The sequence below is a fragment of the Mesorhizobium sp. M8A.F.Ca.ET.218.01.1.1 genome, assembly GCF_004791165.1.
In the GTDB taxonomy this organism is placed as follows: domain Bacteria; phylum Pseudomonadota; class Alphaproteobacteria; order Rhizobiales; family Rhizobiaceae; genus Mesorhizobium.
In genome coordinates this window covers 153,123-172,458 of the sequence record NZ_SRUZ01000008.1, presented here as the reverse complement: position 1 = coordinate 172,458, position 19,336 = coordinate 153,123, and the positions used below count along the sequence as shown (strand labels likewise).

The 19,336-nt window shown below is 64.3% G+C and carries 15 protein-coding genes; 10 read left to right on the top strand and 5 right to left on the bottom strand.

Annotated features, from left to right (window positions below; translation table 11 throughout):
* The first annotated feature begins 82 nt into the window (after positions 1-82).
* The 5 genes from EN861_RS26895 to EN861_RS26875 all read left to right on the top strand — a co-directional run bounded on the left by EN861_RS26895 (position 83) and on the right by EN861_RS26875 (position 6,830).
* A complete protein-coding gene (locus tag EN861_RS26895; protein WP_127277679.1) occupies positions 83-1,342 on the top strand; it encodes a sarcosine oxidase subunit beta in 1,260 nt (419 codons plus the stop codon).
* A gap of 9 nt (positions 1,343-1,351) precedes the next feature.
* Complete coding sequence (locus tag EN861_RS26890) at positions 1,352-1,648, top strand: sarcosine oxidase subunit delta (protein WP_027145874.1); 297 nt, start codon at positions 1,352-1,354, stop codon at positions 1,646-1,648.
* Positions 1,645-4,638: a sarcosine oxidase subunit alpha gene (locus tag EN861_RS26885; RefSeq protein ID WP_135866648.1), complete on the top strand. Its 2,994-nt coding sequence runs from the start codon at positions 1,645-1,647 to the stop codon at positions 4,636-4,638. Before EN861_RS26890 ends, EN861_RS26885 begins: the two co-directional genes overlap by 4 nt.
* Complete coding sequence (locus EN861_RS26880; protein ID WP_135866646.1) at positions 4,631-5,218, top strand: sarcosine oxidase subunit gamma; 588 nt, start codon at positions 4,631-4,633, stop codon at positions 5,216-5,218. The genes EN861_RS26885 and EN861_RS26880 overlap by 8 nt, the downstream gene beginning before the upstream one ends.
* Positions 5,219-5,387: 169 nt before the next feature.
* Positions 5,388-6,830: an MFS transporter gene (locus EN861_RS26875; protein WP_135866644.1), complete on the top strand. Its 1,443-nt coding sequence runs from the start codon at positions 5,388-5,390 to the stop codon at positions 6,828-6,830.
* Between the two features lie 28 nt (positions 6,831-6,858).
* Here the strand turns inward: EN861_RS26875 and EN861_RS26870 are convergent, their stop codons facing one another.
* On the bottom strand, positions 6,859-7,563 hold the full coding sequence (locus EN861_RS26870) for a nitroreductase (RefSeq protein ID WP_189343741.1): 705 nt from the start codon (positions 7,561-7,563) through the stop codon (positions 6,859-6,861).
* Positions 7,564-7,734: 171 nt separating this feature from the next.
* Between EN861_RS26870 and EN861_RS26865 the strand changes: the two genes are divergently transcribed.
* The 5 genes from EN861_RS26865 to EN861_RS26845 all read left to right on the top strand — a co-directional run bounded on the left by EN861_RS26865 (position 7,735) and on the right by EN861_RS26845 (position 15,411).
* Positions 7,735-8,331 (top strand): XRE family transcriptional regulator, encoded by a 597-nt coding sequence (locus EN861_RS26865; protein ID WP_189343740.1) that lies wholly within the window; start codon positions 7,735-7,737, stop codon positions 8,329-8,331.
* Between the two features lie 103 nt (positions 8,332-8,434).
* Positions 8,435-10,888, top strand: a complete 2,454-nt coding sequence (locus EN861_RS26860; protein WP_135866640.1) for an FAD-dependent oxidoreductase — start codon at positions 8,435-8,437, stop codon at positions 10,886-10,888.
* The gene (locus EN861_RS26855) at positions 10,885-11,790 is read left to right on the top strand and encodes a homocysteine S-methyltransferase family protein (protein ID WP_135866637.1); all 906 of its coding nucleotides are present in this window, start codon (positions 10,885-10,887) and stop codon (positions 11,788-11,790) included. The genes EN861_RS26860 and EN861_RS26855 overlap by 4 nt, the downstream gene beginning before the upstream one ends.
* A complete protein-coding gene (locus EN861_RS26850) occupies positions 11,783-12,964 on the top strand; it encodes a pyridoxal phosphate-dependent aminotransferase (protein ID WP_135866635.1) in 1,182 nt (393 codons plus the stop codon). Before EN861_RS26855 ends, EN861_RS26850 begins: the two co-directional genes overlap by 8 nt.
* On the top strand, positions 12,961-15,411 hold the full coding sequence (locus EN861_RS26845) for an FAD-dependent oxidoreductase (protein ID WP_135866633.1): 2,451 nt from the start codon (positions 12,961-12,963) through the stop codon (positions 15,409-15,411). The genes EN861_RS26850 and EN861_RS26845 overlap by 4 nt, the downstream gene beginning before the upstream one ends.
* A 48-nt stretch (positions 15,412-15,459) precedes the next feature.
* On the opposite strand, the gene EN861_RS26840 is transcribed toward EN861_RS26845, so the two are convergent.
* Genes EN861_RS26840 through EN861_RS26825 form a run of 4 tightly spaced genes read right to left on the bottom strand, consistent with a single transcriptional unit; the run spans position 15,460 to position 19,332 of the window.
* Positions 15,460-16,047: an NAD(P)H-dependent oxidoreductase gene (locus EN861_RS26840; RefSeq protein ID WP_135866631.1), complete on the bottom strand. Its 588-nt coding sequence runs from the start codon at positions 16,045-16,047 to the stop codon at positions 15,460-15,462.
* The gene (locus EN861_RS26835) at positions 16,047-16,628 is read right to left on the bottom strand and encodes an NAD(P)H-dependent oxidoreductase (RefSeq protein ID WP_167531380.1); all 582 of its coding nucleotides are present in this window, start codon (positions 16,626-16,628) and stop codon (positions 16,047-16,049) included. The genes EN861_RS26840 and EN861_RS26835 overlap by 1 nt, the downstream gene beginning before the upstream one ends.
* A complete protein-coding gene (locus tag EN861_RS26830; RefSeq protein ID WP_135866891.1) occupies positions 16,628-18,031 on the bottom strand; it encodes an FAD-binding oxidoreductase in 1,404 nt (467 codons plus the stop codon). Before EN861_RS26830 ends, EN861_RS26835 begins: the two co-directional genes overlap by 1 nt.
* Positions 18,031-19,332, bottom strand: a complete 1,302-nt coding sequence (locus EN861_RS26825) for a cytosine deaminase (RefSeq protein ID WP_135866629.1) — start codon at positions 19,330-19,332, stop codon at positions 18,031-18,033. The genes EN861_RS26830 and EN861_RS26825 overlap by 1 nt, the downstream gene beginning before the upstream one ends.
* Between the last annotated feature and the right edge of the window lie 4 nt (positions 19,333-19,336).

Below are 19,336 nucleotides of genomic sequence, written 5' to 3'. Positions count from 1 at the left end.
GAAAGGCCATGGCGCAATATTGGCTTTGCCGATGCGGCCTGCTCTATAGTCTGCCGCATCGCCCGCAACGGACACCTTACACATGGCAGAGTACTCGGCCCTTTCGCTGCTCGCGAACGCGCTCAAGGGAAACAAGGACTGGAAGCCGGCCTGGCGCAAGCCGGATCCGAAGGCCTCCTACGACGTCATCATCATCGGCGGCGGCGGTCACGGCCTGGCGACCGCCTACTATCTGGCCAAGGAACACGGCATCACCAATGTCGCGGTGCTGGAGAAAGGCTGGCTGGGCTCCGGCAATGTCGGCCGCAACACCACGGCCGTGCGCTCGAACTATCTGCTGCCGGCCAATACCCGCTTCTACGAGCATTCGATGAAGCTTTGGGAGGGCCTGTCGCACGAGCTCAATTACAACGTCATGTTCTCGCAGCGCGGCTGCCTGAACCTGGCGCACACGCCGGCTCAGTTCGACGACTACGCGAGGCGCGGCAACGCCATGCGCCATCTCGGCGTCGACGCGGAATTGATGACGCCAGCCGAGATCAAGCGCCTGATCCCGGCGCTCGATATCTCCGATGATGCACGCTTTCCCGTGGTTGGCGGCCTGATGCAGCGGCGCGCCGGCACCGCCCGGCACGATGCGGTTGCCTGGGGCTATGCGCGCGGCGCCGACCGCCGCGGCGTCGACATCATCGAGAATTGCGAGGTCACCGGCTTTCTGCGCGACGGCGACCGCATCACCGGCGTCACCACCTCGCGCGGCGATATCAGGGCCAAGAAAGTGGCCGTCGCGGTGGCCGGCAGCACCGGCCGCGTCATGCAACTGGCCGGCGTCGAGACGATGCCGATCGAAAGCCATGTGCTGCAGGCCTTCGTCACCGAATCGCTGAAACCTTTCATCGACACCGTCGTGACCTTCGGCATGGGCCATTTCTACATGTCGCAGTCCGACAAGGGCGGCCTTGTCTATGGCGGCGACATCGACGGCTACAACAGCTACGCCCAGCGCGGCAATCTGCCCATCGTCGACGAGGTGATGAGCGAGATGCTGGCGCTTTTCCCAGGCCTTGCCCGCGTGCGCATGCTGCGCTCCTGGGGCGGCGTCTGCGACATGTCGATGGATGGCTCGCCGATCATCACCATCGGCCCCCTGCCCGGCATGTATCTCAATTGCGGCTGGTGCTATGGCGGCTTCAAGGCGACTCCGGCTTCCGGCTGGTGCTTTGCCTGGACCATCGCCAAGGACCAGCCGCACGATTTCAACGCCCCTTTCACGCTCGACCGCTTTCATCGCGGCCTGGTGATCGACGACAAGGGTCAGGGCGCGAACCCGCGGCTTCATTAGGAACATTCCGTGCTGATCACTTGCCCCTACTGCGGCCCGCGCGACGTCATCGAGTTCACCTATCAGGGCGACGGCAACCGCGAACGCCCCGACCCCGCCTCGCAGAATTTCGAGGCCTGGAACGCCTATGTCTACGACCGGCTGAACCCGGCCGGCGACCACAACGAGATCTGGCAGCATTCCGGCGGCTGCCGGGCGCACCTGAGGGTTGTGCGCAATACGCTGACGCATGAGATCTCCAGTGTCGCCTTCGTGCGCGGCGATCACAGCTCGGCCGCGCGCCGCAAGGCGGAGGACAAGCCATGAGCCCGCGCCGCACCGACACCGGCGGCCGCATCGACCGGCTGAAGACGATCCGCTTCACTTTCGACGGCGTCGCCTATACCGGGCATGGCGGCGACACGCTGGCGTCCGCGCTGCTGGCCAATGGCGTCACGCTGTTCGGACGTTCCTTCAAATACCATCGGCCGCGCGGCCTGCTGAGCGCGGGCGTCGAGGAGCCCAACGCGCTGGTAACGGTGCTGAAGGGCGAAGTGCGCGAACCCAACATCCCGGCGACCATGGTCGAGATCCATGACGGGCTGAGTGCCGTCAGCCAGAACCGTTTCCCCTCGCTCACCTGGGACATCCATGCCGTCAACCAGCTCGGCGGCAAGATCCTGTCGGCCGGCTTCTACTACAAGACCTTCATGGGTCCGGTTATCGGCCCGCTGAAAGGCACGCGCTTCTGGATGTTCTGCGAGCATTTCATCCGCCGCGCCGCCGGCCTTGGCAGCGCCGGATCGGCAAAGGACCCGGCCCGCTATGAACGCATGAACGCGTTTTGCGACGTGCTTGTGGTCGGCTCCGGCCCGGCCGGGCTGATGGCCGCCAAGGCTGCCGCCGATCAAGGCGCACGCGTTGTCCTGGCCGATCTCGAGCCGCGTTTCGGCGGTTCGGGCAACTGGTCGGGCGAAACCATCGATGGCGCACCGGCGGCTGAATGGGTGCGGCGCACCGTCGCCCAGCTCGAGGCCCGCGACAATGTCCGGCTTCTGCCGCGCACCACGGTCTGGGGTTACTACGACAACAACACGCTTGCCGCGCTCGAGCGGGTCAGCGACCACAAGGCGCAGCCCGCAAAGGGTGAGCCGCGCCATCGTTACTGGGCGATCCGCGCCGGATCCGTGGTGCTGGCCACCGGCGCCTTCGAAAGGCCGCTGGTGTTCCCGGGCAATGACCGGCCCGGCGTGATGCTGGCGCACGCGGCGCAGCGCTACGCCAACGAATTCGGCGTGCTGCCGGGGCAGCGGGTCGTGGTATTCACCAACAATGACAGCGCCTACCGGTCGGCGTTGGCGCTGAAGCAGGCAGGTGCTGCGATCGTTGCCATCATCGACGTGCGCCCGCAGCCCTCCGCCGAGATGAGTGCCCTGGCCGGCGAAGCCGAGGCGGAATTGCTGTCCGGCCATGCGGTGGTCGCCACGGAAGGCGGCAAGGCCTTGTCCGGTCTCAAGGTCCAGCGTTTCGACATGGTCGCCGGTGCGCTGAGCGGCGATGCGCGCAGCGTCCATGCCGATTGCCTGCTGATGTCGGGCGGCTGGTCGCCGACCATTCATCTGGCCAGCCAGGCCGGCGCCAAAGCGGAATGGAACGCCGCCCGGCAAGCCTTCCTGCCGCCCAAGCCGACACAAAACTGGATCGGCGCCGGCGCCTTCACCGGCAGCTTTTCGACGGTCGAGGCGATCGCCGAAGGACGCGCCGCAGGCCTTGCCGCGGCCGGAGGAACAGGCACGCCGGCGGCGCTGCCCACTGTCGAGGCAACTCCTGGAGACCAGGATCCCGCCCCTGTGTTCGAAATCAAGGGCAGCGGCAAGAGCTTTGTCGACTTCCAGCACGACGTCACGGCGGAGGATGTCCGCCTGGCGCATCGCGAAGGCTTCGTCTCTGTCGAGCACCTGAAGCGTTACACCACGCTCGGCATGGCCACCGACCAGGGCAAGAGCTCCAACATCCCCGGCCTTGCCATCATGGCGGAAGCGCTCGGCAAGCCGATCCCGGAAGTCGGCACGACCCGCTTCCGGCCGCCCTTCGCGCCGGTGTCGATCGGCTCGCTGGCAGCCGAACGTTTCGGTGACCTCAAGCCCGAGCGGCTTACGCCGATGCATGACTGGCACCTCGCCAATGGCGCGACCATGTATTCGGCCGGCCTCTGGTACCGGCCGATGATCTACGGGCTTTCAGGCGAGACTGTCGAACAGGCCTATGTGCGAGAAGCCAAGGCGACGCGCGAAAGTGCGGGCATGGTCGATGTCTCGACACTGGGCAAGATCGCCGTGCAAGGCCCCGACGCGGCCGCGTTCCTGGACCGCGTCTACACCAACATGTTCTCGACGCTCGCCGTCGGCAAGGCACGCTACGGGCTGATGCTGCGCGAGGACGGCTTTGCCTTCGACGACGGCACCACCTGGCGGCTGGGCGAACAGGATTTCCTGATGACCACCACCACGGCCAATGCCGGCAAGGTGATGCAGCATCTGGAATATTTCCTCGACGTGATCTGGCCGGAACTCAAGGTCCATGTCACCTCGGTGACCGACGAATGGGCGGGAGCCGCGATAGGCGGCCCCAAAGCGAGGCAGATTCTCGCGGCCTGTGTCACCGGCACGGCTGTCGACAATGCGACGCTGCCCTTCATGGGCATCGTGCACGGCGAGATATCAGGTGTGCCGGTAATGATTTGCCGGCTATCCTTCTCCGGCGAAATGGCCTTCGAAGTCTATTCCGGCGCCGGCCACGGCACCCATGTCTGGGAAGCCTTGGTCGAGGCCGGCAAGCCGTTCGGGCTGGTGACCTACGGGCTCGAGGCGCTGGGCACGATGCGCATCGAGAAGGGTCATGTCACCGGCGCCGAGATCGATGGCCGCACCACGGCGCGCGACCTGCATCTCGACTGGATGCTGTCGAAGAAGAAGCCGTTCATCGGCTCCGCGATGATGGACCGGGAAGGCCTCGTCGCGTCCGAGCGGCTGGAACTGGTCGGCCTGATCGCGCTCGACAACCGGCCGCTCAATGGCGGCGCGCATATTGTCGAGGAAGTCGACGAAGCCAATCCGCACGGCTCGATCGGGCACATCACCGCCTGCTGTTATTCGCCGGCGCTCGGCAAGCATATCGCGCTGGCGCTGGTCAAGGGCGGCAAGGCCAGGCACGGCACGCGTGCCCATGTCTCCGACCCCTTGCGCAACCGCTTCGGGCCCGTGGAGATCGTCTCCAACCACTTCTACGATCCGGAAGGGACCCGCATGCATGGCTGAGCGTCAATCGCCCCTCGAACCGGAATTCCATGTCGGCTCGCACGGCAATTTCGAACATGGCGTCGAGATCCTGCTCACCGAAACCAGGCCGGGCTCGATCGTGCAACTCGCGGCATGGCCTGGCGAAGAGAAGAAACTGATGGCAGCGATCCGCGCCGTCAGCGGGCTCGCTCTGCCGGACGGCGCCGGCGGCGGCTTGAGCGACGGCGCGAAGTCGGTGTTCGGTTTCGCACCGGGAAAATTCACCGTGACCGATGAGGCCGAAGGATTGGCCGCGGCCTTCGCCAAGGCGGTGACGCCGGCCATCGGCACGGTGACGGACCTGTCGCATGGCCGCACCGCCATCCGCATTGCCGGGCCGAAAGCCGAATGGGTGCTGTCGAAATTCTTTGCCATCGACTTCGTTCTGCCCGCCTTTCCGGTCGGCGCCGGCCGCTCGACAACGCATCACGATGTCTTCGCCCAGATCCAGCGCACCGGCACCGACCAGTTCGACATCTATGTCTTCCGCTCTTTCGCCCGCTCGTTCTGGAAGGCGCTCTGCCATGCCAGCGAGGAAGTCGGCTACGAGGTGCAGTAGGCAGTGCGGCCGGATGTGCCCATTGCCGCTGCTTCTGGCCTCAATACCGGCCAGTTCTGCCGCTAGAGAATCCTGCCGCGGGCGCCCATGATGCAAAACATGGCCGCCCACGGTCCAAGGGATATGAAAATCCCGTCTCAAAGTCGGCATATTTGGTTCGAACATCCCCATGACTGCTGAACTATCCGCCGGCGCCACCGATCGCGCCGATGTGCCGGCCAGAGCCTTGCTCCTGCTGCCGCTGACGGTCGCCTGCGGCGTGTTCATGACCAGCCTCGACCAGAATGTCGTGGTGACGGCGCTGCCGGGCATCAGCGAAAGCCTTGGCCGTCCGCCGAGCCAGCTCGGCCTGCTGATCACCGTCTACGTCGCCAGCCTGATCATCTCCATGCCGCTCGGCGGCTGGGCGGCCGATCGTTTCGGCCTGCGCAACGTCTATTGCTTCGCCTTGCTGGTGTTTGCCGCTTCATCGGCTCTGTGCGGGCTCTCGAACGACATCTGGATGCTGGTCGGCGCCCGCGCGCTGCAGGGTTTCGGTGGCGCACTGATGGGCACGCTCGGCCAGGTCGTCATCCTGTCGACCTTCCCGCGCAGCCGGACCTTGAAGATCAACATGTATATCTCGCTGGCCGGCCAGTCCGGGCCGCTGGTCGGTCCGCTCGTCGGCGGCGCGCTGACCACCTACATCTCCTGGCGCTGGATCTTCTTCATCAACGTGCCGTTCGCACTCGCCGCCGCAATCCTTGCCGCCTCACTGTTCCCGACAATGACTAAGCCCGTGCGCACGCGGTTCGATTTTCCAGGCTTTGTGCTTGTCGGCAGCGGCATGGTGCTACTGGTCTTCGGCATGGACTCCCTTGCGGCAAAAGACGCCGCCAGCGGCATGATCGCGGCCGAGCTTGCGCTGGCGCTCGTCATCCTGACGGCCGCCTCCTTCTACTGCCTGCGTGTGCGCAATCCCTTGCTCGATCTCAAGCTCCTGCGCATCCGCACCTTCCGCATCTCCTTCCTTACCGGCGGCGGCCTCGACACGATCGGTCTCAGCTCCGTCGTCTTCCTGCTGCCGCTGATGTTTCAGCTCGGCTTCGGCATGAGCGCGGTGCAGGCGGGATCGCTGACCTTCGTTGCGGCGGTCGGCTCGGTAGGTATGCGTTTCTTCATGCCACGCCTTCTCAACCGTTTCGGTTTTCGCCGCGTGCTGGTCTTCAACACGCCCGTGGTAGCCGCCATGGTCGCGGGCTTCGCCTTGATCCAAGCAACGACCCCGGTCTGGATCACGCTCACCTACATCTTCGTCTTTGGCGTCTTCCGCTCGGTGCAATGGGCTTCGACCGGCAATCTAGCCTATTCCGACATCGCGCCCGAGCAGCTCGCCCGCTTCAGCGCGCTCTATTACATCCTGTGGCAGCTGGCGGTCGCCATCAGCGTCGGCCTCGCGGCCGCGATGCTCTCGTTTCTCGCCGGCGGCGGGCCGGCCGTCGCCAGCGATTTCCGGATCCTGTTCGTGATCGAGGGCATCATCACGCTCTGCGCGCTGCTTGCCTATCTCAAGCTGACGCCGCAAGACGGCGCCCATGTCAGCGGCCACGGCGCGCACATGAATACGGAATAGCGGCCCTGCCCCGGTTGGCGGCCGAGACCTATTCGCTGAACGTCACCCATTCCTCGAGCGGCTCACGATCGGTGCGGAAGGCGTTCTCGGGCTTGGAAGTGTCTTCATAGCCGAGCGCCATGCCGCAGACGACGATCTCCTCGTCGGGAATGCCGAGCACCGACCTAATCTGCCGGTGATAGGGCGCGAAGGCCGCTTGCGGACAGGTATGCAGACCCCTGCCCCGCGCCGCGACCATGATGTTTTGCAGGAACATGCCGTAGTCGATCCACGAACCCTGGTTGAGCCGGCGGTCGATGGTGAAGATCATGCCGACCGGCGCGTCGAAGAAGACGAAGTTGCGGTCGTGCTGGGCGCGCATCTTGTCGACCTCCCGGCGGCCTATGCCGAGCGCGCCATAAAGGCCGAACCCGTTGGCACGGCGGCGGGTGAGATATGGCTCGAAGAACTGGGTCGGATAGTAGCGATATTCGTCCCAGTCGGCTTTTTCCGCGCGGATGCCGGAATTCATGATGGCATCCGTGATCCGCTGCTTGGTCCCGCCCTTGGTAACGTAGACCCGCCACGGCTGCATATTGGTGCCGGAGGGAGCGCGCGCCGCAACAGTCAGTATGTCACGGATCGTCTCGTCATCGATCATGTCGGGCAGAAATGCACGCACCGAACGGCGCGACATGATCGCGTCGTCGACGATCTCGGCATCAACCGTGATTCGAGCCTTCTTTTCCAGCATGGGCCGTCCCTTAGCCGTTGTGTCGATCGGACGTCCCCACTCGCCGCTCGCGGCGGAGCCTTTGCATGAACCGTCAAAATCCTGCAAGCAAATCTTGAGCATTGGTGAAAATCTACTTGATTTTTTCATGAGCTTGATTTCTCATGAAATTCGGCTGAAAATTTTCATGAAGTGAGCGATTTGGTCTCCCCTACCCCACGAACATTACAGGGACCTGACGAGCGAGTCCTGGCCGGCGATATCAGGGCCTTGCGCCGGGTGCGCGGACTGACGCTGGCCGAGATCGCGCTGAAGCTCGGCCGTTCGGTCGGCTGGGTCAGCCAGGTCGAGCGCGGCCTGTCGACGCCATCGCTTAGTGATCTCCGGGCCTTTGCCGAACTGTTCGGCGTGCCGATCAGCCTGTTCTTCAGCCATGACGTGCCCGTGGAGAGCGAGCGCGGCGTGGTGGTGCGCGCCGGCAAGCGCCGCGCGCTTGGCACCAGCGAATCCGGTCTGGTGGAGGAGCTTCTGTCACCGGACCTCGGTGGTAGCTTCGAGATGGTGCGGTCGGTCTTCGCGCCGGGAGCGGAGTTGAAGAACGAGGCCCGCCGGCCGACCGAGGAGGCCGGATACATCGCGTCCGGGCAGTTCGACATCGAAATAGCCGGGGTCTGGCACCGGCTTGGCGAAGGCGACTCCTTTCGCTTCGAAGGCAAGCCTTACCGCTGGCGCAATCCGGGTAGCGAGCCGGCTGTTGTCATCTGGGTGGTTTCGCCGCCGGTCTATTGATTGATGAGTGGATGTCGTCCGGAACCATGCAGCGGTTTTGCGACGGCGACACGCATAAAAACAAAAAGAAAAGCGCGGCGCGCTTGAAGATTGGGAGAAGAACATGGCGGGTTTGCCGAGCACCGCGCGCGTGGTGATCATCGGAGGTGGCGTGGTCGGCACCTCCTCGCTCTATCATCTGGCCAAGGCCGGCTGGACCGACTGCGTGCTCCTGGAAAAGAACGAGCTGACCTCCGGCTCGACCTGGCATGCCGCCGGCAATGTGCCGACCTTCTCCTCCTCATGGTCGCTGATGAACATGCAGCGCTATTCGACCGAACTCTATCGGGGCCTCGCCGACGCCGTCGACTATCCCATGAACTACCATGTCACCGGTTCGCTCAGGCTCGCCCACTCGAAAGAGCGCATGCAGGAGTTCCAGCGCGCCAAAGGCATGGGCCGCTATCAGGGCATGGACATCAACGTGGTCGGGCTCGACGAGATCAAGCGCCGCTATCCCTTCCTCGAAACGCACGAGTTGAAGGGCGCGCTCTACGATCCGAGCGACGGCGACATCGACCCGGCACAGTTGACGCAGGCGCTGGCCAAGGGCGCACGCGACATGGGCGCGAAGATCATCCGCTTCTGCCCCGTCACCGGCGTGCGCCGTGAGAAGGACGAGTGGGTGGTTGTAACGGCGCAAGGCGAGATCCACTGCGAGATCGTCGTCAACGCAGCCGGCTATCGTGCCGCCGAAGTCGGCAGGATGTTCGGCCGCGAAGTGCCGATGATGGTGATGAGCCACCAGTACATATTGTTCGAAGAGATCCCCGAGCTCGCCGCCTGGTCGAAGGAACAGGGCAAGAAGCTGCCGCTGCTGCGCGACGTCGACACTTCATATTATTTGCGCCAGGAAAAGGCCGGCATGAACCTCGGCCCCTATGAGCGCAATTGCCGCGCGCATTGGGCCACCCATAACGATCCCATGCCGGATGACTTTTCGTTCCAGCTCTTCCCAGACGATCTCGACCGACTGGAGCATTATCTGGCGGACGCGGTCGCCCGCGTCCCGATCCTGGGCACCGCCGGCCTGTCCAAAGTCATCAACGGACCGATCCCCTATGCGCCCGACGGCAATCCGCTGATCGGGCCGATGCCCGGCGTTCCCAACGCCTTCGAGGCTTGCGTCTTCACCTTCGGCATCGCCCAGGGCGGCGGCGCCGGCAAGGTGCTGGCCGAATGGGTCACGCAAGGCCAGACCGAATGGGACATGTGGTCGTGCGATCCGCGCCGCTTCACCTCCTTTGCTTCCGCCCCGGACTATTGCGTGGCCAAGGGCATGGAGATTTACGGCAATGAATACGCCATCCAGTTCCCGCGTCACGCCTGGCCGGAAGGCCGCGACAGGAAACTGTCGCCGATCCACGATCGCATCAAGGCGCTGGGCGCCCGCTTCGATGCCTATAATGGCTGGGAGCGCGCCACCTGGTACGCGCAGGACGGCGACGACATCTCCGAGGAAGCCACGCTGACCTTCCGCCGCGACGGGCCCTGGCAGCAGCGCGTGCGCGAAGAGTGCCTGGCGGTCCGCGACGCCGCCGGCATCCTAGACCTGCCCGGCTTCTCGCGCTTCAATCTCGAAGGCCCTGGCGCCGCCGAATGGCTGAGCAGGCAGGTAACCGGCCTGGTGCCGAAGCCCGGGCGCATCGGCCTCGTCTATTTCTCCGATGACAAGGGCCGCATCGTCACCGAAATGTCGGTGGTGCGCCATGGCGAGGAGTCCATGACGCTGATCACAGCGGCGGTAGCGCAGTGGCACGACTTCGAATGGCTGAAGTCGCACATGCCCGGGGATGCCGCGTTCAAGCTGATCGACCGGACAGAGGAATTCTCCACGCAGATCCTGGCCGGTCCCAATTCGCGAAAAATCCTTGCCGATGTCTGTGAGGCCGACCTGACCTTGCCATGGCTGACGCATCAGGAGACCAAGATCGCCGGCCGCTGGGCCAAGCTGGTCCGCGTCTCCTTCGCCGGCGAGCTCGGCTGGGAGATCCACACCAGGGTCGACGACACCGCCGCCATCTTCGATGCGATCTGTGCCGCCGGGCAGCACCACGGGCTGAAGCCGTTCGGCATGTACGCGCTGGATTCGCTGCGTCTGGAAAAGGGCTACCGCACCTGGAAGGGCGACCTGTCGACCGACTACTCGATCCTGCAGGGCGGGCTCGAGCGCTTCGTCAAATGGGAAAAGCCCGACTTCCGTGGCAAGGCTGCCCTCCAGAACGAGAAACAGCAAGGCGTGAAGAAGCGCTTCGTCACGCTGGTGGTCGAAAACCCCGGCGACTGCGACGCGCCCTACATGTCGACGCTCTGGCATGACGGCCAGATCGTCGGTGAGACCACATCGGGCGGCTGGGGCCATCGTGTCGACAAATCGATCGCGCTCGGCATGCTGCGCGCCGACCTGAGCGAACCCGGCACCTCTGTCGAGGTCGAAATCTTCGGCGACCGTTTCAAGGCGGTCGTGCAGCAGGACGAGCCGTTGTGGGATCCGAAGAACGAAAGGCTGCGCGCATGAAGCCGGTTATCCTCACCGATGGCGGCATGGGCCAGGAGCTGGTGCGGCGCAGCAAGTCCGAGCCGACGCCGCTGTGGTCGGCCAGGGTGCTGATCGACGAACCGGACCTCGTGCGCGGCCTGCATGCCGAATTCATCCGCGCCGGCGCCCGGGTCATCACCATCAACACCTATTCGGCGACGCCCGAACGCCTGGCGCGCGAGGGCGCGGAAGACCTGTTCAAGCCGTTGCAGAAGCGTGGCATCGACCTCGCCAGGCAAGCCCGCGACGAGGCCGGCGACGCGGCGATCGCCGGCTGCCTGTCACCGCTTTTCGGCAGCTACGCGCCGGCGCTGACGATCTCCTATCAGGATACGCTCGACATCTACCGCCGCATCGTCGCCGAACAGGCTGATGGCGTCGACCTGTTCCTGTGCGAGACCATGGCCTCTGCCGAAGAGGCACGCGCGGCGGTCACCGCCGCATCGGAAAGCGGCAAGCCCGTCTGGGTGTCATGGACGCTGGCCGATCACGGCACGCCACGCTTGCGCAGCGGCGAGACGATTGCGTCGGCAGCGGATGCGCTCGGAGGTCTGCCGGTGGCGGCGCGGCTGCTCAACTGCTGTCGCCCGGAAGCCATCGCGGCGGCATTGCCGGAACTGATCGAGCTCGGCGGCCCAGTCGGCGCCTATGCCAATGGCTTCACCTCCACCGAAGCACTCAAGCATGGCGGCACGGTGGATGTACTGCATGCCCGCCACGACCTCGGTCCGGATGCTTACGCCGACCAGGCTGTCGGCTGGGTGGAATCCGGGGCGGACATCGTCGGCGGTTGCTGCGAGGTCGGTCCCGCCCACATCACCGCCTTGCGCGATCGGCTGCAACAGAACGGCTATGCGATCTCGGGAGTCTTACATGCCTAAACCATCGTCGCGCATCACCGGCATCGTGCCATCGGGCAAGGATGGCTGGGAGGTTCATTTCGCCGCCTGGAACCGCAAGGAGGCCGGCGAGGACATCATCATGCTGTCGGTCGGCGATCACGATTTCGACACGCCGTCGCAGACGATCGAAGCTTGCGTGGCAGCGGTCGGTGGCAGCAACCATCACTACACGCCGCTGCCCGGCCTGCCGCGCCTGCGCAAGGCCATGGCGGCGGCCTCCAGCGCCTGCACCGGCGTCGAGACCAGGCCCGAAGAGGTCATTGCCACGCCGGGCGGCCAGGCAGCACTTTACGCTGCCGTGCAAGCCGTGCTCGATCAGGGCGACCACGCCATCGTGGTGGCGCCCTACTATGCCACCTACCCCAACACGTTCAGTGCCGCCGGCGCCAGTTTCACAGTGGTCGAGACGCCGGCCGAGGGTGGGTTCCAACCCCGCACGGACATGATCCGTGCGGCAATCAAGCCCAACACGCGCGCCATCCTGATCAACACGCCGAACAATCCGACCGGTGCGGTCTACTCGCGCGAACGGCTGGAACAACTGGCAGAGCTCTGCCGCGAGCACGACCTCTGGCTGCTGTCCGACGAGGTTTACTGGACGCTGGGCGGCGGCGAGCATGTTTCGCCGCGCTCGCTGCCCGGCATGGCCGAGCGCACGCTGGTCATCAATTCGATGTCCAAGAGCCACGGCATGACCGGCTGGCGCATGGGCTGGCTGACGGGTCCGGAGGAGATGATCACGCTGCTGATCAACCTCAACCTGGTGACGACCTACGGCCTGCCGGCCTTCATCTCGATCGCTTGCGCCGAGGCGCTGGAGCAGCACTATGGCGTCAAGGACATCGCCGAACGCTACGCCGCACGCCGCACCGTCCTGCTCGATGCGGTGCGCGGCATGAACGATGTCACCGTGCGCGGCTCCGAAGGCGGCATGTATGTCATGCTCGACATATCGGATGTCGAACCCGACGACGAGAAATTCGCTTTCGCCTTTCTCGACAAGGAGAAGGTCGGCGTCATGCCTGGCTCCAGCTTCGGCGAAGCCGCGGCCGGTCATATCCGCATCAGCCTCTGCCAGCCCGAACCGGTACTGCGGGAAGCAGCCGCCCGGCTGCGCCGTTTTGTTTCCAGCTACCGTCGTGAGGCCGCATGACCGTCAAGACCATTCCCACCAAGGCGCGGGCCGTCATCATCGGCGGCGGCGTCTCCGGCTGCTCGGTCGCCTACCACCTGGCCAAGCTCGGCTGGACCGACATCGTGCTTCTGGAGCGCAAGCAGCTGACCTCGGGCACGACGTGGCATGCCGCCGGCCTGATCGGCCAGTTGCGCGGCTCGCAGAACATGACGCGGTTGGCGAAATATTCGGCCGACCTCTACGTCAAGCTGGAGGCCGAGACCGAGGTCGGCACCGGCATGCGCCAGGTCGGCTCGATCACCGTCGCGCTGACCGAGGAGCGCAAGCACGAGATCTACCGGCAGGCATCGCTCGCCCGCGCCTTCGATGTCGATGTGCGCGAGATTTCTCCCAATGAAGTCAAGCAGATGTATCCGCATCTCAACGTCTCCGACGTGGTCGGCGCCGTGCACCTGCCGCTCGACGGTCAATGCGACCCGGCCAACATCGCCATGGCGCTGGCCAAGGGCGCGCGCCAGCGCGGCGCCACCATTGTCGAGAATGTGAAGGTGACGAAGGTCCATACAAAAAATGGCCGCGTCACCGGCGTGTCCTGGGCGCAGGGCGAAGAGCAAGGCACCATCGAGGCCGACATCGTCGTCAACTGCGCCGGCATGTGGGCGCGCGAACTCGGTGCCCAGAACGGCGTCACCATCCCGCTGCATGCCTGCGAGCATTTCTATCTCGTCACCGAGCCCATCTCAGGTTTCGGCCGCCTACCGGTGCTGCGCGTGCCCGACGAATGCGCCTACTACAAGGAAGACGCCGGCAAGATGATGCTCGGCGCCTTCGAGCCGGTGGCCAAGCCATGGGGCATGGACGGCATCCGCGAGGACTTCTGCTTCGACCAGTTGCCCGAGGACATGGACCATTTCGAGCCGATCCTCGAAATGGGCGTCAACCGCATGCCGATGCTGGCCACCGCCGGCATCCACACATTCTTCAACGGCCCGGAAAGTTTCACCCCCGACGACCGCTACTATCTCGGCGAGGCGCCGGAACTGCGCGGTTATTGGATGGCGACCGGCTACAACTCGATCGGCATCGTCTCGTCCGGCGGCGCCGGCATGGCGCTGGCGCAGTGGATCAACGATGGCGAAGCGCCGTTCGACCTGTGGGAAGTCGACATCCGCCGCACCCAGCCGTTCCAGAAGAACCGCCGCTATCTCAAGGAGCGCGTCTCCGAAACGCTCGGCCTGCTCTATGCCGACCATTTTCCCTACCGGCAGATGGCGACATCGCGTGGCGTGCGCCGCTCGCCCTTGCATGAACATCTGAAGGCGCGTGGCGCCGTGTTCGGCGAGGTTGCCGGCTGGGAGCGCGCCAACTGGTTCGCGCGCGAAGGCCAGGAGCGCGAATATCGCTATTCCTGGAAGCGGCAGAACTGGTTCGACAACCAGCGCGAGGAACATCTGGCGGTCCGCAACAAGGTCGGCCTGTTCGACATGACCTCGTTCGGCAAAATCCGTGTCGAAGGTCGCGACGCTCAGCGTTTCCTGCAAAGGCTCTGCGCCAACGACATGGATGTGGCGCCGGGCAAGATCGTCTACACGCAAATGCTCAACCAGCGCGGCGGCATCGAGAGCGATCTCACCGTCTCTCGCCTCTCAGATACGGCCTATTTCCTCGTCGTGCCAGGGGCCACGCTGCAACGCGACCTCGCCTGGCTGCGCCGGCATGTCGGTGAAGCGTTCGTCGTCATCACCGATGTCACCGCGGCCGAAAGCGTGCTCTGCCTGATGGGTCCGGATGCGCGAAAACTGATCCAGAAGGTCAGCCCCAACGACTTCTCCAACGAGAACAATCCGTTCGGCACCTTCCAGGAGATCGAGATTGGCATGGGGCTCGCCCGGGCGCACCGCGTCACCTATGTCGGCGAACTCGGCTGGGAGCTCTATGTCTCTACCGAACAGGCTGCCCATGTCTTCGAGGCGGTCGACGAGGCCGGCGCGGATGTCGGCCTGAAACTCTGCGGCCTGCACACGCTGGATTCCTGCCGCATCGAAAAGGCTTTCCGCCATTTCGGTCACGATATCACCGATGAGGACAATGTGCTGGAAGCAGGCCTTGGCTTCGCGGTGAAGACAGCCAAGGGCGATTTCATCGGCCGCGACGCCGTGCTGAAGAAGAAGGAGGCCGGGTTGAACCGCCGTCTGGTCCAGTTCCGGCTGAAGGACCCGCAGCCGCTGCTCTTCCATAACGAGGCGATCCTGCGCGACGGCAAGATCGTCGGTCCGGTCACCTCCGGCAATTACGGCCATCATCTCGGCGGCGCCATCGGCCTTGGCTATGTGCCATGCCAGGGCGAAAGCGAGGCGGATGTGCTCGCTTCATCTTATGAGATCGAGATCGCCGGCGAACGGTTTGCCGCCGAAGCATCGCTGAAGCCGATGTATGATCCGAGGTCGGAACGGGTGAGGATGTAGCGCGGCGCCTCTTCCTTCTCCCCTTGTGGGAGAAGGCAAGTGCTGCTCTCAAAAATGCTCCAGCTTCGCCCGCACCTTGACCAGAAACGCCGCTCTCGTCGCCGGCGTCGAGGCGTCCATCAAATAATGCGCAAGGAAAAACGTCTTGCAGCGTCTGGCGCACAGCGCCCGCATGCCGCGCAGCAAGGTCTTGCGTCCGGGCTGGCCGACGACGACGCTCCACCAGGTTGGCGCACCACAGGTGGTGATGACGCCGACCTTGGTGACATGCGTCATCAGCGACTTGATCCCGCCCTTGCCCGCCGGCAGCTTGAAGGCGATGTCGGTCGCCCACACCCGGTCGAGCCAGCCTTTCAGCATCGCCGGCAGCCCATACCACCAGGTCGGATAGACAAACAGGATCGCCTCGGCCCAATTGAGCAGTTCGAAATGCGGCTTCAGCGCCGGATCCTGCGGCGCATGGTCGTTGTAACTGCGCCGCTCCTCGCAGCTCATCACCGGATCGAATTTCTCGGCATAGAGGTCGAGCAGCCGCACGTCCCAGCCTCGACGCGTCAGCACGTCCACGGCGGTGTCGCGGATCGCGGCGCAAAAGCTCTCCGGCACCGGATGGCAATAGACGACAAGCGCACGCATCAGAATGCATCCATGCTGGCCGCGACCTTCGTCATGAAGGACTTGCGCGTTTCGTCGGTCGACAGGTTCATCGCATAATGGGCGAGATAGGAGACGGGAGCGCCGGGCTTGATCGTCGCGCGCAGCATGCGCTTCACGACCTTGCGCGGCGGATCGCCCATCACCATGGCGCGGAACCGGCTGCCGCCATAGGTGGTGACAGCCGCCAGTTTACGGATGTTGTGCAGCGTCGGCTGCACTTTGCCATCGACCAGCTTGAACGACACGCCGGGCAGGAAGACGCGGTCGAAAAATCCTTTCAGGATCGCCGGATAGCCGTAGTTCCAGACCGGAAATGACAGCACCAGGGCCTCGGCCGCCTGCAGCCTCTGAATGTAGCCGGCAACCGCATCCCCTGGTCCACGCGGGTCGTGATAGCCAAGCCGTTCCGCCCGCGTCAGGCGCGGGTCGAAATTCTCTGCGTAGAGGTCGCAGTTGTCGACTGTATGACCCGCCGCCGTCAGCCGCTCGACGATCATCCGGTGCAGGCCGGCATTGAAGCTGGTCTCGACCGGATGGGCGTAGAGCACGAGGATGTTCATCAGCCTGCCTTTTGCAGCCCCTTGAACAGAAAAGTCCGGCCCGAACGGTAGTCGTAGTCCGGGTTTTCCCAGGCGATCATCTTGCCGGGGTTGAGCAGGCCTTCCGGATCGGTCTCGCGCTTGAAGGCCAACTGCACGGCGTCGGTCTGCTTCATGCCGCCCTCTTCCAGCGTGTAGCGGTGCGGGTTGAAGATCGGGCAGCCATTGTCCTCATGCAGGCGGATGATTTCGTCGAGCCTCGCCTCGGTGGTGAACTTGACCAGCGGCAGGCCGAAGCAGGTGATGTTGCCGTCCAGCCGGACGAATTCGAGATGCGAGAACACCTCGCCAGGGAACATTGCATCCATCTTCTCGACCAGCGCCAACTGGTCGGGAAAGGGATAGAGCGATTGCAGATAGGTAATCGACGGATCGACCCGCAGTGCCCTGAGCGTGGTGTGGTTCCAGGCCAGCTCGTAGGCCGGCGGCAGGCCCTTTTTCTCCTCCGGCGCGGCAAGGGCAGCGTTGAAGATCACGTCGCCCCCGGCGCGGCGCGTAAAGGCCAGGAAGGCGTCCAGCCCATGCCGAGCCACCATGATGACGCAGATGCTTTGCCCTTCCCTGAAAAATTTCTGGTGCCGCTTGAAGTAGAGTTGCGGCACGGGTGCCGCGATCGGCGTGATCAGCTTGGTCAGGATGCCGTCCTGGCAGGCCAGCGCGTTTCCATAACGGGCTGCTTCCATGAAGGCGTCGAAACCGACGATGACATCGATCCAGTCATAGGCTGCCGTCAGCGGCATCTCGACCTCGGATATGATGCCATTGGTGCCATAGGCGTGGGTCACCTTGTGCAGGTTCTCGCCTGTCAGTTCGAGCACCTTGGGCTCGGCCTCCATCGTCACCACGCGCAGCCGCAGCACGTTGCCGAAATCCCGCAACCCGCCGAAATTGATCGAGCCGATGCCACCAGAACCACCGGCGATGAAGCCGCCGATGGAGGCGGTGTTGTAGGTCGACGGCGAAAGCCGCAGTTCCTGGCCGGAATGCGCCCGCGTCGCCTTGTCGATATCGGCCAGCACCGCGCCGGGTCCGGTCACCACGCGGCCTGGGCCGATCAACTTGATCTCGTTCATCTCGGCGAGGTTGAGTACCACCCCGCCCGACAGCGGCATTGCCTGGCCGTAATTGCCGGTGCCGCTGCCGCGCGGCGTCACCGGCACGCCATGGCGGTGACAGGCGGCAAGCACGCGGATCAGTTCGGCCTCGGTCTTCGGCGTCACGATGAGGTCGCCGGTGACGTGGTCGAGCTGCCGTTTCAGCACCGGGCTGTACCAGTAGAAGTCGCGGCTCTTCTGCTGGACGATCGCCGGATTGTCGTCGAGCTTTATCCCGTCGAGATCGCGTTTGAGCGCCGAAACATCCATCATTCCACCATCAGCTCGTCGAGTTCGGCATAGTCGGGCAATTGCCGGTCGATCGCGCGTCCGGCGCGCACGACGATGCGATCCGATTCGGGCCGCGACAGCAATTCCGTCCAGCTTCGACCTTTGAACAGGATGAAGTCGGCGTCGCCGCCGGCGGCAAGCATGCCGAAGCCATCGAGCCGCATCACCTTGGCCGGTGTCGCGGTCACCGCCTGCGGCCAGTCGGCGACCGGATGATCGAAATGCAGGATGCGCGTCGCCATGCGATAGACTTCCAGCATGTCGAGATCACCATAGGCGTAGAAGGGGTCGCGCGTGTTGTCGGAAGCGACGGCCACCGGAATGCCCCTCGCCTTCATCTCGTGCAGCAGAGTCACGCCACGCCAGCGCGGCGTGGTGCCGTAGCTCCGTCGATCCTGCAAATAAAGATTGCACATCGGCAGCGACACGATGGCGAGCCCGGCCTTCGCCACCTTGTCCAGCGTGTCCAGCACCTCGAGATCGGGCTGCCGCGCCAGCGAGCAGCAATGGCCGACGAGGATCTTGCCCTCGAATCCGTTCCACAGGGCTGCCTCGGCGATCTTCTTCAGCGAGATCGCGGCGACATCGTTGGTCTCGTCGGCGTGAAAATCGAGGTCGAGCCCGTGCTTGGTCGCCTGCGCGAAGACGTGGTCGAGCAGTTCCTCCAGGTCCGGCACCATATAGGTGACCACACCCAGCACGCCCCTGGCGGCGGCCACTCGTTTGGCCAGCCTGTCGAACCATTTTCTGTCACGCACGCCCTCGATGCCGAGCAGGCAGGCACCCTGCAATTCGATGCGGCCGCGCCATGCGTCGCGCATCGTCTCGAACACTGGCCAGGAGATTTCCTCCTGAGGGGCGACGCTGTCGATATGGGTTCTCAGCGCCCTGGTGCCATGCGCGTAGGCCGAGCGCAGCGAGAAATCCATGCGCTTCGCCACGTCCTCGGCGCTCCAGCGCGCCATGCGGTCGGCGCCGGTGGCGTTCAGCGCACCCATGAAGCTGCCGTCGGGATTGGGCTTTCGCGGCCAAATATGGCCCTTGTCGATATGCGTGTGGCAATCGACGAAACACGGCAGCACGATACGGCCGCCAAGATTGATGGCGCCGGCGGGTGCCTTCGATGCGGCATACGCGGCGATGCTGGAAATCTTGCCATCGGCGACAGCGATGTCGGCGAGCGCAAAGCCATCATTGTCGTAACCAGCGGCAAGGCCCGGCGTCAGGGATTGGTGAAGCCGGGCATTGGCGAGCCGGTATGAACCTGTATTCGGTATCAAGGAC

Excerpts from the sequence above, each read along its gene's own strand:
- EN861_RS26895 (WP_127277679.1), top strand. The coding sequence starts at position 83 with ATGGCAGAGTACTCGGCCCTTTCGCTGCTCGCGAACGCGCTCAAGGGA.
- EN861_RS26885 (WP_135866648.1), top strand. The coding sequence starts at position 1,645 with ATGAGCCCGCGCCGCACCGACACCGGCGGCCGCATCGACCGGCTGAAG.
- EN861_RS26880 (WP_135866646.1), top strand. The coding sequence starts at position 4,631 with ATGGCTGAGCGTCAATCGCCCCTCGAACCGGAATTCCATGTCGGCTCG.
- EN861_RS26875 (WP_135866644.1), top strand. The coding sequence starts at position 5,388 with ATGACTGCTGAACTATCCGCCGGCGCCACCGATCGCGCCGATGTGCCG.
- EN861_RS26870 (WP_189343741.1), bottom strand. The coding sequence starts at position 7,563 with ATGCTGGAAAAGAAGGCTCGAATCACGGTTGATGCCGAGATCGTCGAC.
- EN861_RS26860 (WP_135866640.1), top strand. The coding sequence starts at position 8,435 with ATGGCGGGTTTGCCGAGCACCGCGCGCGTGGTGATCATCGGAGGTGGC.
- EN861_RS26855 (WP_135866637.1), top strand. The coding sequence starts at position 10,885 with ATGAAGCCGGTTATCCTCACCGATGGCGGCATGGGCCAGGAGCTGGTG.
- EN861_RS26850 (WP_135866635.1), top strand. The coding sequence starts at position 11,783 with ATGCCTAAACCATCGTCGCGCATCACCGGCATCGTGCCATCGGGCAAG.
- EN861_RS26845 (WP_135866633.1), top strand. The coding sequence starts at position 12,961 with ATGACCGTCAAGACCATTCCCACCAAGGCGCGGGCCGTCATCATCGGC.
- EN861_RS26840 (WP_135866631.1), bottom strand. The coding sequence starts at position 16,047 with ATGCGTGCGCTTGTCGTCTATTGCCATCCGGTGCCGGAGAGCTTTTGC.
- EN861_RS26835 (WP_167531380.1), bottom strand. The coding sequence starts at position 16,628 with ATGAACATCCTCGTGCTCTACGCCCATCCGGTCGAGACCAGCTTCAAT.
- EN861_RS26830 (WP_135866891.1), bottom strand. The coding sequence starts at position 18,031 with ATGGATGTTTCGGCGCTCAAACGCGATCTCGACGGGATAAAGCTCGAC.